The organism is Nocardiopsis sp. iso_238 (assembly GCF_056173325.1).
The window spans coordinates 4,237,111-4,250,942 of record NZ_CM149668.1 but is presented as its reverse complement, the minus strand read 5'-3'; the positions used below and the strand labels follow the sequence as shown (position 1 = coordinate 4,250,942).

Here is a 13,832-nt window from a genome sequence, read left to right as displayed (position 1 = left end):
CCCGACTTGCGTGGTCGACGTCCCTTCCTTATCGGGGTCAATTGTTCGAGTATGTGAGTTCACGTACACGCAGGTTCGTGAGACCACCGCAGTCACGCAGTACACGAGGGGTACACCCGATGCTCTCCACCACGTCCGCCCAGCAGTGCCCCTACGCCCCGACTGACGTCGGCGCGGCCGAGGCCCGCGCCACGAAGGCGGAGAGCAACGAAGGCAAGCCCACCCTGAGCTTCGACAGGAACACGCCCTACGCCGACTACCTGGGTGTGGACACCCTGCTCGGCCTCCAGAACCCGCGCACCAAGGAGCCCGCCGAGTCGGCCTTCATCATCGGCACCCAGGTGATGGAGCTCCTGTTCACCCTCGTCCAGGAGCGCTGGGAGGCGGCCCGGGACGCGCTGGAGGTGGACGACGTCCCCGGCGCCGTGGCCTGGCTGCGCAGCGCCTGCAACGCCCAGGACGTGCTCAACAGCACCTGGGGCCTGTTCGGGGACATGACGCCCACCCAGTTCAACCGGTTCCGGGACGCCTTCGGCGAGGCCTCCGGCTTCCAGTCCTACAGCTACCGCAAGCTGGAGTTCGTCCTCGGCCACAAGTCCGCTGCCATGATCCGCCCGCACAAGGCCATGACCGGTGTCGTCGACGACCTCACCGCCCTGATCGAGCGCCCCAGCCTGTACGACGCCGCGCTGCGCCTGCTGCACCGCCGGGGCCTGCCCGTCCCGGACGCCCGCGCCGAGCGGGACTGGAGCGAGGACTACGAGCCCTCCCCCGAGGTCGAGGCCGCCTGGATCGAGGTCTACGCCGACGACCGCCCCGGGAACGACCTGTACCTGTTGGCCGAGGCGCTGGTGGACGTCGCGGAGCGGGTGACACGATGGCGTCAGCTCCACCTGGTCGCGGTCAAGCGCACGATGGGCGGCAAACCGGGCAGCGGCGGATCCAACGGTCTCAACTGGCTGGCCCGCAACGCCGAGAAGGACGTCTTCCCGGAACTGTGGTCCCTGCGCAGCACCATCTAGACCAGGACACCACGGCACTAGGAAGCAGGACCCGATGACGCCCATCTCCCGTGAGGAGTGCGCCGCCCTGGACGCGGCCGACCCCCTCGCCCCCCTCCGCGAGGAGTTCGTCCTCCCCGAAGGGGTGATCTACCTCGACGGCAACTCGCTGGGCGCCCTGCCCCGCTCCACCCCCGCCCGGGTCGCCGACATGATCGAGCGCGAGTGGGGCCAGAACCTCATCCGCAGCTGGAACGACGCGGGCTGGTGGGACAAGCCGCGCACCCTCGGCGCCAAGGTCGCCCCGCTGGTCGGGGCCGGTGCCGACGAGGTGGTCGTCGGTGACGGCGCCTCCGCCAACCTCTTCAAGACCCTGGTCACGGCCCTGCGCCTGTCCGACCGCACGGTGGTGCTGGGGGAGGCGGGCAACTTCCCGACCGACCTGTACGTCACCGAGGGCGCTGTTGGTCTCGCCGGGGCCGAACAGCGCCGTGTGGACCCCGACGGCCCCGAGCTGGCCGAGGCCCTGTCCCGTGGCGACGTGGCCGTCCTGCTGCTGAGCCACGTGGACTACCGCAGCGGGGTGCTGCGTGACATGGCCGGGATCACCCGCCTGGCGCACGAGCACGGCGCCCTCGTGATCTGGGACCTCTGCCACAGCGTGGGCGCGGTGCCCATCGACCTGTCCGGGAACGACGTGGACTTCGCGGTGGGGTGCACGTACAAGTACCTCAACGCGGGCCCCGGCGCCCCCGCGTTCCTGTACGCGGCCCGCCGCCACCACGCGGCCTCGGACCAGCCGCTCAGCGGGTGGCACGGGCACGCCCGGCCCTTCGACTTCGCCCCCGACTACGAGCCGGCCACGGGAGTCTCGCGCTTCCTCAGCGGATCGCAGCCCCTGGTGGCGGACGCGGCCCTGGAGGCGGGGCTGGACGTGTGGGCCAAGGCCGACCTGTCCCGGGTCCGGACCAAGAGCCTGGCCATGACCGACCTGTTCCTGGCCAGGGCCGCCTCGGTGGGGCTGGCCTCGATCACCCCGGCGGAGCACGACCGGCGCGGCAGCCAGGTCTCCCTCGTCCAGCCGGAGGAGGGCGCCGGGTACCCGATCGTGCAGGCGCTGATCGAGCGCGGTGTGATCGGGGACTTCCGGGCCCCCGACGTCATGCGCTTCGGCTTCACGCCGCTCTACTTGCGCTACGTGGACGTGTACGACGCCGCGACGGCGCTGGTGGAGGTCGTGGAGTCCGGCGAGTGGCGGGCCGAACGGTTCAACCAGAGGTCACAGGTCACCTGACCGACACGTACTCCCCGGTGGGGCAACCCACCGGGGAGTTCTTTGTGTCCACGGGGCCTCGGGCGCCTTCCGGTGACCCTCCCCAGTGCCGGGATGGCCCGGTCTTTGCCATGGCGGAGATGCCACGCCGACGCTCCGGCGGTCCGCTTCTTCGTGACCTTTCGACGTGTCCGTGGCCCTTTGGGAGGGTCTGGTCCACCCCGTGCCGGTACTTTCTGGTTTATGACGACGGCCACTCATCGAGCCGTCCGAGACGCCCCCTTGGGCCCGGGATCCCCTGCGGTTAGGGCAATCCTGTGACCTGCGGGTTCTCCGAGAAGGGCGTCGTTTCGTGTTCGTCGAAACACGCCCTGTCATTTTACCCGGAATCCTTCGGCACTTTGCCAAAGCCTGGGTTAGTGTCCTTCGTGACCGGTTCGTTATGGACCTTTAGCGATCCGGTGCCGAGCCCTTGACCGGCCTGCGAGCCGGAAGGGAAATCGAGACCTCTTCATCTCTCTCGGGAACGAGCAGCGCGAATCCACGCGCAGCTGTCCGGCGGAGCCGATCCGGCCCCCCGTTCCCACCCCGCCACTCGCCGCCAGCGACGCGGGGAGCGCCATGGCATGACACCAGTCCGGAACACGGACCCTTTCCGTTCGTGTGCCCCGACGCGCCATGGCCCGGTCTTCTCGGCTTCTGTCGTCAACCTGGCTATCACACATGAGCAACGACACTCCCATTCAGTACGGCGAAGTCACCGCGACCTATTTCTGGGACGACGGTTCCGGCATCAACGGAGACACCGGGATGCCCGCCGGAGGCGAGCCCATGCAGAAGGGGCTGTTCTCCAGCCCCAGCTGGCCGCTGGGCACCGAGGGATTCATCGTCCACGAGGGCGAGGAGTACGAGTTCTTCATCGGTGACCGCGGTCCCGGCGTTCCCTCTGAGAACTGCGACGTCCTCCTGGACATCGACGGCCACACCTTCGCCGACATGATGGGCGAGAGCTTCGACGAGAACTCGCTCGTCGTCAGCGGCGGCAACGGTCACGCTGAGGTCGAGTACTTCATCACCAAGTGGGGCGACGGGAACGGCACCGAGGGTGCTCCCCACCCGTTCAACCAGTCCGGCAACAAGTGTGAGAACGCGGTCTCCGACATCCCCGCCAAGTACCTCCCCGAGGAGAAGGCGGAGAAGGAGGAGAAGAAGGACGAGGAGAAGAAGGAGGAGAAGAAGGAGGAGCCCAAGGACGCCTCCGACGAGACCTCCGAGGAGGAGCAGCAGGACGAGGCTCCCGCCGCCGCTGAGCAGGAGGACCAGGACCCCGGCGTCACCGCCGAGACCGCGGCCAACGACCTGTCCGGCTTCGGGCTGACGGGCGCCGAGGGCACTCCCTCCGCCGCCGGTCTGCTCACCCTGGCGATCATCCCCGCGATCCTCATCGCGATGTTCTTCGCCTGGACCCGCCGTCCGTCCGGTGCCCACGCCGGTGCCGAGGACGAGGGCGGCAAGGGTCTGATGGCTGAGAGCGACGGCCGCCACGGCATCGCCACGCTGTTCGACAAGCTGCTCGGACGCTAGCTCCGACACGACCACCCCCGGACCCACCCCGGTCATCCGTGACCACGGGAGTCCGACAGCCAGGTGTTCCTTCTGGCGGGGGGAAACAATGAGACTCCCGTAGGGCGCTGACCCTCGGAGAGTGGGTAGGCCAGGGGCCGCGATCGACGATCGCGGCCCCTGTGCTGTGCGCACCCCGTTGCCGAATATACCCCCAGTGGGTATGTTCGGGGCGCTGGCCGAGCCACGGCACGCACACGGACGGAGGGGGCGCCATGCCTGTCGACGGGTACGCGGAGTACGGCTACGAAGGGGTGCGCGAGGTCTTCCGGGAACTGGTGGACGACGGCCGGGAGACCGGAGCGGGGCTCTCGGTGTGGCGGGACGGCCGCGAGGTGGTCCGGCTGAGCGGTGGCTGGGCCGACACCGAACGCCGCCGCCCCTGGGGCCACGACACCCTGGTCCAGCCCTACTCGGTCTCCAAGCCCTTCGCCGCGCTGGCCGCCCTGGTCGCGACCGGTGGGGGAGTGCTCGACCTGGACACGCCCGTCGCCCGCCACTGGAAGGAGTACGGGGTCGCGGGCAAGGAACACACCACCCTGCGCCACGTGCTCACCCACAGCGCGGGGCTGCCCCGCTTCCCCCCGACCGCCGCGGCGTCGGACCCCCTCGACGACGCCGGGCTCCGGGCCGCCCTCGCGGACGCGGAGCCCGAGTACGCCCCCGGCACCCGGATGGGCGAGCACGCGCTCACCCATGGACACCTGATCGACGGAGTCCTGCGCGCGGCGGCCGGGACCACCCTCGGCGCGGCCTTCAACGAGGTGGTCAGACCCGCCCTGGGGCTGGACGCGTGGTTCGGGGTGCCCGAACACGCGCTCGCCCGCGTCGCGGACGTCGAGTACGCGCACCCGGACTGGCCCCGGGCCCAGCCCGCCGCCGACTGGCTCGCCGTCCCGGACGGGCCCCTGGACCCCGCCGTGGTCAACTCCGACGCCTGGCGCGGGTCCGTGTTCGGCGCGGTCAACCTGCACGCGAGCGCCACCGGTCTGGCCGGTTTCCTGGACGGGATCACGGACGGGGACGGTCCGCTGCGCGCGCTCCTCGGACGCGAGGCACACGAGGAGTACCTCGCCCCCCAGGCCACCGGGTACGACGAGGTCTTCGGCACGGAGCTCACCTGGACCCTGGGGTTCCTGCGGGACGACGCCAAGATCGCCAAGGGCGGGATCGGGGGATCGGCCGTGTGGAGGTCCCTGCGCCACGGCCACTCCTGCGCCTACCTCACCCGGAGACTCGACGACCACTCCAGGGCGGCCGCGATCGCCGCTGCCCTGGGCGACGACCTCTCCGTGGCGCCCGTGCGCTCCGGTCGCCCCTGAACGGTCGGAGCCTCCGAGCCCCGGAAGGCGGGACACCGCCCGGGGCCGTCCGGAGACGAGGGGAGGTGGGGCGGGCCTCCGGTCACCGTTGACGCGGAGGGCCCGCCCGTCCCGTGGACACGGCGGCGTGTGGGCCGCGTGCCCTCACCCGTGCCGGGACCCCCGGGACGGCACCCGAACCCGCGTCGTTCCGGCGGCGCCGTTGCCGCCCGCGGATGCGGAGCCCTCCCGTGTCTCCGGCGCGGTGGTCCCTAGGGGGCCGAACCCCGCGGGTACGCGGCGGTTCCGGCCCGCTGGCCGCAGCGGTGGCCGACGACCGCGGCGCGGCGGGGTCCGGTGGGAGCCGCGTGGTCGGGCCCGGAGAACGAGGGGAGCTCCTGACGTCGGCCGTGCCGGTCCACCGAGCACACCGGCCCCCGCGAGGACGGAGGAGGAACCGGACAAGGCCGATCATCGGTGCGCTTCATGTCTTGAATATGAGGCGAATCACCCCATATTGTCGATGCCTCCGGGGTGATGCTGGACGAACTGCTCGGTAGGACGCCCGTCATCGCACATCATCTAACGTGTCCACGACGCGGACGGTATGAGGTAAGACACATGGCCGTGCAGCTGGACGACACCGACCGCCGGATCATCGCGCTCCTGTGCGACGACGGCCGCATGTCGATCCGTGCCGTCGCAGAGAACGCGCACATCTCGCGGGCCAACGCCTACTCCCGTCTCGAACGCCTGCGCGACGAGGGCGTGATCAGGGGCTTCACCGCCGTCATCGACCCCGAGAAGTACGGCACCGCGCTGTCCGCCTACGTCTCCGTGCGGATCGAGCAGCACTCCTGGGAGAGGTTTCGCGGCTATCTGCGCGACATCCCCGAGGTCGACCACGCGGCACTGGTCTCCGGTGACGTCGACCTCCTGCTCCTCGTCAGGGTGGCCGACGCCGCCGCCCTGCGCACCTTCGTTCTGGAGCGGCTCCAGCGCCTGCCCGAGGTGAAGAGCACCCAGACCATGTTCATCCTGGACGAGCCCCACCTCCAGTAGGAGGAGGACCTCCGGTCGCGGTGAATAGGGTCCATTTCACCCAGGACCGGACCTTGTTCGGTCGGGGCCACTTGGAAGAATGGACCCATGCCCGAGTACCGCGTCATCGACGCCTTCACCGACCGGCCCCTCGCGGGTAACCCCGCCGCAGTCCTCGTGCTGGACGACGTCTACCCCGACGCCTGGGCGCAGGGGATCGCCGCCGAGTTCAACCTCTCGGAGACCGCCTTCGCGCGCCGGATCGAGGCCCCCGACGCCGACTTCGAGCTGCGCTGGTTCACCCCGGTCACCGAGATCGACCTGTGCGGACACGCCACCCTCGCCACCGCGCACGCCCTCACCGAACTCGGCGTGGAGGGACCGATCCGCTTCAGCACCCGCAGCGGCGTGCTCACCGTCCGGAACCGGGACGGCAAGCTCTGGATGGACTTCCCCGCCCGCCCCGCCACCGCCACCGAGGCCCCCGAGGGCCTGGCCGAGGCCCTGGGCGCCGAACCCCTGTGGACCGGGATCGGCGGCAACAACGACCTCCTCGTCGAGTTGGCCGACGCCGCCACCGTCCGTGCGCTGGACCCCGACCCCACCGCCATCCGGGCCCTGCCTGCCCGCATGGTGATCGCCACCGCCCCCGGTGACGGCGGATACGACACGGTCTCCCGGTGCTTCGCTCCGTCCATGGGCGTCCCCGAGGACCCGGTCACCGGAGCCGCCCACACCGTGATCGCGCCGTTCTGGGCCGAGCGGCTCGGCCGGACCGAGTTCCTGGCCCGCCAGGCCTCCAGGCGCGGTGGTGACCTGCACCTGCGCCTGGACGGCGACCGCGTGCTCATCGGGGGCGACGCCGTCACCGTCGCCACCGGCGACCTGAACCTGTAGAGGAGATCCCCATGGAGCAGTGGGCCACCAGGGAAGAGATCAACGCCGCGCGCGAGAGGCTCGAAGCCGGCCACCCCGGCTGGCGGCGCCCGGCGGCCTACGGGGTCGGCGTGCACCGGGACGGCCGGACGGTCTTCGGGCTGACCAACGTCGGCACGAGCCCCCTGCCCGCCGTCGTCCTGGCCATCGTGTGCGGACACACCTCGGGTACCGCCACCCACGAACTCACACCCGCGCGCCTCACAGCGGCCGCCGACGCCCTGGCTCCGGCGGCGGCGTGCACCGAGCTGCGGCACCCCAACCTGGTCGAGTGGCGACGGCTGCTCAAGGAGATCGAGGAGAGGGGCGGGCGGCCCGTGGCGGTGTTCGTCGGAGACCTGGCCGAGGACCCCGTGGACCCGCACGACCGGGCGTTCCGGGCGGCTATCGCCTGATACACACCACCGGGTGGGAAGCCGATCCCGTCGAATTCCCGGTTTTCCCCGTGCGGCCACCCCTGGTCCGGTAAGAATAGTTCCACGACACCCCCCACCCCCCTCCGTGGAGGTGTCGGGACGGCGGCCCGACCGGAGCACCCCTTGATTCCGGACGGGCCGCGTCCTCCCCGCCGATCGGTGCCGGTCCCCCTCCAGCCCGGTCGGCGTCCTCTGGCGGTCGGGCCGAGAACCCCGTACCCGGCTCGACCCCAGAGGCCGGGAGTCCTCAGGGGACGTCGACGCCGGGCGAGTCCAGCATCCGGGGGAACAGCGCCTCGATCTCCGCGAGACCCATCCGGTTGATCCGGTCCTTGGCCGCCTGGGCCCGGGCCGTCGTGGGCAGGTCACCGGAGAGCAGCCGGGGCAGCAGCAGCCGCCGGACCAGGAGCTCGCGCTCGGAGACCCCCTGCGGGCGGCGCACCACCGAGACGTTCACCCGGACCGCGTGTTCGTTCCCCGGCACGGCTCCCGGCCGGTCCGTCTCGACCGCCGCGTAGCGGAACCCGTGCGCGAGTTCGCACGGCCCGCACCCCACCGGTCCCCGGCTCGACGCGCATCCGCACTCCGCGCACACCAGTCGGTCCAGCGCCGCGTCCACCACCCGCCAGTCGTGCCGGTCCGGTTCCCCGCCGACCAGCGCGGCCACCTCGGGCCCGTCCTCCAGCCCCTCACGGATGCGGAAGGCCTCCCACTCCTCCTCCAGGACCGCGTCCACCAGCCCCCGGCACCGAGCACAGTCCGGAGCCCCGCTGTACTCGGGCCCGGGGCACTCCGGGCACGCCCTCAGGGCGTCCCCCACAGCAGGGCGCACGGGCCTCACCTCCGGGACCATTCAATCCGCCCGGGTCCCCGCGCCTCCACCCCTTTTCCGGGAGGGCCCTGGCTGTTCGCACTCCGGAGTCCGTCACCTGGGCGGTGTCACGAGGACCCCACCAGGGCGTGGATGTGGTCGGCGGCGTTCCTGGCGCCGTCGACGCCGGTCAGACGGCTCTGGAGCTCCCCGGCACGGGAGCGCAGGCGGGGGTCGCGGAGCAGGGTCTCCAGGGCACGGCGGAGCCGTTCCCCCTGGGCCTGGTGGGGAGGGAGGCCCACGGCGTTGCCGAAGCGCACGCATTCGTCGACGTTCCAGCGCTGTTCCATCTGGAGGCCGATGCCGAGGAACGGCTTTCCCGAGGCCACGGCGGTCTGGACGGTGCCCTCGCCGCCGTGGATGACGGAGGCGTCGATGAGGTCCCCGAGCCGGTGGGCGGGGAGCAGGTCGAACACGTGCACGTGGGGGCCGAGGCGCTCGCGGTCGCCGGGCTCCAGGTAGCGGGCGACCGGGGCGATCACCGTGACGGGCAGGCGGGAGAGCTCGTGGAGGACCCGCAGGACGATGTCGCGGTGACCCGAGCTCCCCATCGCGCAGTAGACGACGCGTCGGTCGGCCCCACGGGCGGTGTCCGCCAGGTGCCGTACCTCCGGGGGCACCTCGTGGGGCAGCCGGGCGTAGACGGGGCCGACCCAGCGGTAGTGGGGCGGGAGCAGGTAGGGGCGCGGCTGGCCGGAGATCGAGGCGACCAGGTTGAGGTCGCCGTCCAGGGCCTCCACGGTACGGCGGGGGAGCCGCACCCCGTTCTCGCGGGCGACCTGGGAGAAGCCCCGGGGTTTGAGGGTGGTGTACCGGGCGGCCTCGCGCAGGAGGACGGCGGCGCCGGTGTTGACCATCCGGGACAGGCGGCCGTCCCCCTGGAGGAGCGGCACCGATCCGGTCTGGCGCAGGTGCGGCCACGAGTAGGCGAACGGCCTGACGTAGACCAGGGGGACTCCGCTGGCGCGCGCGGAGATCATCTGGCTGAGCGTGGTGCCGATGACCGTCGCGGACGGCCGGAGCACCTTGTTCAGGGCCAGTTCGCTCTGGACCCGGGCGCGGACCAGCTCCGTGGTGAAGGGGTGGCTCACGCCGCGTCCCTGGTCGAAGCGGACCAGCTGGTCGGCCTGTTCGTCGGTGAGCCCGGGGGAGAGCGGGTGGTACTCGAACCCCTCGTCCTCGATCAGCCGCGCGTACCGCTCGGAGTATCCGGTGAACACGCACTCGTGCCGGTCCCTGAGCTGCCGCGCGACCTCGATCGCCCGTGTCGTCTCAGCGAGGTTGAAGGTTTCCGGTGCGAACAGGACCGTGCTCATGGTGCGGACTCCTCGGGAGAGGGGGGCTCATCGCAACCTAGCGGCAGGGGGAGGCGCCGGGCAAAGGGCGGTCGGGGAGGGTGTCGTGCGTCACTTCGGCTTGCCACGGGAGTTCCCCGGAAAGAAACTGGGACGGGCGTCCCAATTGTTTGGGGCGCAACGAACCACGAGGGGACCACCATGCCCAATCCGTACGCCCGGATCTTCGCCGTGCCGGGGACGCGGGGCTTCACCGTCGCCGGGATCATCGGCCGCATGCCCGTGGCCATGACCAACGTCGGCGTCATCACCATGCTCGCTGCCACCCACGGCAGCTACGCGCTGGCCGGAGCCGTCGCCGCCACCTTCACTCTGTCCATGGCCCTCATCACCCCCCAGGTCTCCCGGCTGGCCGACCGTCACGGCCAGCGCCGCGTCCTGCCCCCGGCCGCCGCCGTCAGCGTGGCCTCCCTGCTGCTGATGCTGCTCTGCGTCCAGGTGGAGGCCCCGGTGTGGACGCTGTTCGCCTGCGCCGTGCCCAGCGGGGCCATGCCGAGCATGTCCGCGATGGCCCGCGCCCGCTGGACCGGGATCCACCGGGGCACGCCCCTGCTGCACACCGCCTACTCCTTCGAGTCAGTGGCCGACGAGCTCACCTTCATCACCGGCCCGGCGCTGTCCGTGGTCCTCAGCACCATGGTGTTCGCGCAGGCCGGACCCCTCGCGGCGGCCGCCTTCCTCGCCGTGGGCGTGAGCCTGTTCGTCGCCCAGCGCGGCACCGAACCGCCGGTCCGCGAACCGGAACCCGCCACGGAACGGGGGCCGCGCGGGCTCGGGGCGCGCATCGTGGTGCTGGTGCTGGTCCTGGCCGCCGGTGGGGTGATCGTCGGTGCGGTCGACGTGGTGGCGGTGGCCTTCGCGGAGGACCTCGGCGTCCCCGGGGCGACCGGGATCGTGCTCTCCGCCTACGCCCTCGGCTCCGCGGTCTCCGGCCTGGCCTTCGGAGCCCTGAACCCGCCCTGGAGCGCCCACGCCACGCTGGTGCTGGCGGTGGCCGGAACCGCGCTCACCACGCTGCCCCTGCTCCTGGTCGGCGGGATCGCCGCGCTGGCCGTGTCGGTCTTCGCGGCGGGGGTCTTCTTCGCCCCGACCATGATCCTGGTGATGACCCTGATCGAACGCTCCGTCCCGCCCGCCCGCCTCACGGAGGGGATGACCTGGGCCCTGACCGGACTCACCGTGGGAACGGCGGTCGGAACCCTCACGGCCGGGCTCACCGTGGAGTCCTCCGGCACCACCGGCGGCTTCCTCGTGGCGGTGGTCGCGGGCCTGACCGCCCTGACCGTCACGGTCGCGGGCACGCCACTGCTGCGCGGAGCCGCCGCGACACGGCACGAGACGGAGGCTCCGCTACCCTCGGCGCAGGAACCGAGGAGGACACCTGAAACAGACGGACGGGCGCCGCGCCAAGGGTGAACTGCGCCGGAAGGCCCTGATCGAAGCCACCCTGCGCGTGGTCGAACGCGACGGGGTGGCGGGGGTCAGCCACCGCACGGTCTCCCAGGAGGCCGGGTTGCCCACCTCCGCCACCACCTACTACTTCACCGGGTTGGGCGACCTCCTGACCGCGGCCCTGACCAGCGTGATGGACGAGGACTCCGAGCGCATGCGCCGTCTGTCCGGCGACGGGGACCGACGGCGCGAGCTCGCGGAGCTGATGGCCCGGGTCGCGGCCGAACCCGGTCACCTGCTGGCCGAGTACGAGCTCTTCCTCCTCGCCGCGCGCCGTCCGCACCTGCGCGGGTCCACGGACACCTGGCTCGCGGCCGTGCGGGCGTTCGCGGGCCGCTACACGGACGACCCGGTGCGGACGCGTGTGGTCTCCGCCGTGGTCGACGGGGTCCTGCTGCACTCCCTCCTGACGGAGGCCAAGCCGAGCGCGGACGAGTTCGAGGCGATCCTCACCGACGTGCTCCCCGACCCGCAGGACTGACCGCTGTCGGTGGACCGCGCGGACACGGTTGTCCACAGGGTCGGAGCGGGATTCGCACAGAAGTCCTAATCTGGCGGGGGCACCAGTACGTAGCGACACCGGGGGAGACGATGACGGAGCGGCGGGGGAACGGCGGCCAGGGGCGCCGGTACGGCGGTGGCGGCGGTGGTCGGGGCGGCTCCGGCCGCAGGCCCGAACCCGAACCCATCCGGGGGGTGCGCGACGAGGCGCGGCTGTCCCAGGAACTCCTCGGGATGCAGGGCGCCTCCTACGGCCGCTACAAGTCCCTCAAGGGCGACTGGGACTTCGGGGACTTCACCCTGACGGTGCAGCGGGTCCAGGCCGACCCCTTCGCCCCGCCCTCGCGCGTCCGCGTCCTTCGGCCCGACGCCGGTATCCCCGCGAGCGCCCACGCGGATCCGGTGCGCCGTCGGGCCACCGCCGACTACCTCGGACGGCGCGCCCGCCGACTGCTGCGGGGGTCGCTGCTGAAGATCGACACCGGGGGCCAGGAGGTCATCGCCCGCTCCTCGTGCCAGATCACCGAGGACGGCGCCCTCGACCTGCGGATCGGGGTGGACCTGCCCGGCCACGGCCGCCGGATCGACGGGCGCACCGCCGAGCGCGAGCTGTGTCGCACCCTCCCGGCGCTGGTCGACGACCTCGACTGGGACGAGATCGACCACGCGGAGGCGGCGGCCTTCGCCGACACCGTGGCCGACGCCGTCGCCCTCAGGGCGAGCCTGGCCGACCGCGGTCTGGTCGCCTTCGTCGCGGACGGGGCGGTCCTGCCCCGGCGCAGCGGAGTGAGCGACGAACCCATGGCGGGGGAGGGCGTGGTGCCCTTCGCCGCCCCGGCGAGCCTGCGCGTGAGCGTGGACCTCCCGCACGCGGGCACGGTCACCGGCATGGGGGTGCCCGAGGGCATCACCCTGATCGTCGGCGGCGGTTTCCACGGCAAGTCCACCCTGCTGCACGCCCTGGAACGCGGCGTCTACGACCACGTGCCCGGCGACGGCCGCGAACTGGTCGTGACCCGGGGGGACGCGGTGAAGATCAGGGCGGAGGAGGGGCGCCGTGTGGAACGGGTGGACGTCAGCCCCTTCGTGCGCAACCTGCCGACCGGCGCCGACACCCGCGACTTCCGCACCGAGAACGCCTCGGGCTCCACCTCACAGGCGGCCAACATCTGCGAGGCGGTGGAGGCCGGGTCGCGCACCCTGCTGGTGGACGAGGACTCCACCGCCACCAACCTGATGATCCGCGACGAGCGCATGCAGGCCCTGGTCCACGGCGACCGGGAACCCCTGGTGCCCTTCGTGGACCTGGTCCGCCCCCTGCACCGCGAGCACCGGGTCTCCACCGTCCTGGTCATGGGTGGCAGCGGTGACTACTTCGACGTCGCCGACCAGGTGATCATGCTGGACGCCTACCACCCGCACGACGTCACCGAGCGGGCCCGGGCGCTGGCGCACGACCGCGCCGACGCCGAGTTCACCCTGCCCCGGGCCCGGGTGGTCGACCCCGGCTCGGTGGACGACGACACCGCCAAGGGACGGAGCCGGATCAAGCGCCGGGACATGGACGTACTGGTCTACGGGGAGAGCGACGTCGACGTGCGCTCGGTGGAGCAGTTCGTGGATCCCGGACAGATCACCGGCGCCGGTCTGGCCCTGCGCGCCCTGGTCAGGGGACGGCACCTGGACGGGAACCGGACCGTGGCCGAGGCCCTGGACTCCCTGGAGGAGGCGCTGGCCAAGGAGGGCGTGACCCTGCTCGGCGCCGACTTCGGCGGTGACTACGCCCTGCCGCGCAGGCACGAGACGGTCGCGGTCCTCAACCGGCTGCGGACCCTGAGAGTGCTCGGCCAGGGCTGACCGAGACCGTCAGGACGCGGATCGCGGGACCATCGGGACGGCGGCGCCCAGAGCGGTGTGGGCGTCGTCACCTCCGGGGTCGCGGGGTCCGGACCCACCCGCCCCGGGTCGGTATTGTGGAAAAGCAGGGCACAGCGACCCCGTCAGGGGCCACCGGAACCTTCCGGGCAGGCCGACACGGGTGTGTCGCGGCCCCTGCGAACCC

12 protein-coding genes are annotated in these 13,832 nt (G+C 71.9%); 10 read left to right on the top strand and 2 right to left on the bottom strand.

Going from position 1 to position 13,832, the window contains the following annotated elements; genetic code table 11:
• Positions 1-119 precede the first annotated feature (119 nt).
• The 7 genes from AC0VYL_RS19255 to AC0VYL_RS19225 all read left to right on the top strand — a co-directional run bounded on the left by AC0VYL_RS19255 (position 120) and on the right by AC0VYL_RS19225 (position 7,570).
• Positions 120-1,022, top strand: coding sequence for a tryptophan 2,3-dioxygenase (locus tag AC0VYL_RS19255; protein WP_475481047.1), 903 nt, complete (start codon positions 120-122; stop codon positions 1,020-1,022).
• A 34-nt stretch (positions 1,023-1,056) separates the two neighbouring features.
• Positions 1,057-2,295 carry a kynureninase gene (gene kynU / locus AC0VYL_RS19250; protein ID WP_475481046.1) on the top strand — a complete coding sequence of 413 codons (1,239 nt, stop codon included), beginning with the start codon at positions 1,057-1,059 and terminating at the stop codon, positions 2,293-2,295.
• Between the two features lie 702 nt (positions 2,296-2,997).
• Positions 2,998-3,858, top strand: a complete 861-nt coding sequence (locus tag AC0VYL_RS19245; protein WP_475481045.1) for a hypothetical protein — start codon at positions 2,998-3,000, stop codon at positions 3,856-3,858.
• Positions 3,859-4,112: 254 nt separating this feature from the next.
• The gene (locus tag AC0VYL_RS19240; protein ID WP_475481044.1) at positions 4,113-5,219 is read left to right on the top strand and encodes a serine hydrolase domain-containing protein; all 1,107 of its coding nucleotides are present in this window, start codon (positions 4,113-4,115) and stop codon (positions 5,217-5,219) included.
• Positions 5,220-5,819: 600 nt separating this feature from the next.
• Positions 5,820-6,260 carry an Lrp/AsnC family transcriptional regulator gene (locus AC0VYL_RS19235; protein WP_378741206.1) on the top strand — a complete coding sequence of 147 codons (441 nt, stop codon included), beginning with the start codon at positions 5,820-5,822 and terminating at the stop codon, positions 6,258-6,260.
• 87 nt (positions 6,261-6,347) lie between these two features.
• A complete protein-coding gene (locus tag AC0VYL_RS19230) occupies positions 6,348-7,136 on the top strand; it encodes a PhzF family phenazine biosynthesis protein (protein WP_475454702.1) in 789 nt (262 codons plus the stop codon).
• 11 nt (positions 7,137-7,147) lie between these two features.
• Complete coding sequence (locus tag AC0VYL_RS19225; protein WP_475481043.1) at positions 7,148-7,570, top strand: hypothetical protein; 423 nt, start codon at positions 7,148-7,150, stop codon at positions 7,568-7,570.
• Positions 7,571-7,838: 268 nt separating this feature from the next.
• Here AC0VYL_RS19225 and AC0VYL_RS19220 read toward each other — a convergent pair whose 3' ends face one another.
• Both AC0VYL_RS19220 and AC0VYL_RS19215 read right to left on the bottom strand, forming a co-directional pair.
• A complete protein-coding gene (locus AC0VYL_RS19220) occupies positions 7,839-8,423 on the bottom strand; it encodes a hypothetical protein (protein WP_475481042.1) in 585 nt (194 codons plus the stop codon).
• 107 nt (positions 8,424-8,530) lie between these two features.
• A complete protein-coding gene (locus AC0VYL_RS19215) occupies positions 8,531-9,778 on the bottom strand; it encodes a glycosyltransferase (RefSeq protein ID WP_475481041.1) in 1,248 nt (415 codons plus the stop codon).
• A 180-nt stretch (positions 9,779-9,958) separates the two neighbouring features.
• Between AC0VYL_RS19215 and AC0VYL_RS19210 the strand changes: the two genes are divergently transcribed.
• The 3 genes from AC0VYL_RS19210 to AC0VYL_RS19200 all read left to right on the top strand — a co-directional run bounded on the left by AC0VYL_RS19210 (position 9,959) and on the right by AC0VYL_RS19200 (position 13,627).
• Positions 9,959-11,233 (top strand): MFS transporter, encoded by a 1,275-nt coding sequence (locus AC0VYL_RS19210; protein WP_475481040.1) that lies wholly within the window; start codon positions 9,959-9,961, stop codon positions 11,231-11,233.
• Between the two features lie 37 nt (positions 11,234-11,270).
• Positions 11,271-11,750 (top strand): TetR/AcrR family transcriptional regulator, encoded by a 480-nt coding sequence (locus tag AC0VYL_RS19205; protein ID WP_475454692.1) that lies wholly within the window; start codon positions 11,271-11,273, stop codon positions 11,748-11,750.
• 110 nt (positions 11,751-11,860) lie between these two features.
• On the top strand, positions 11,861-13,627 hold the full coding sequence (locus AC0VYL_RS19200; protein ID WP_475481039.1) for an ABC-ATPase domain-containing protein: 1,767 nt from the start codon (positions 11,861-11,863) through the stop codon (positions 13,625-13,627).
• Positions 13,628-13,832 lie beyond the last annotated feature (205 nt).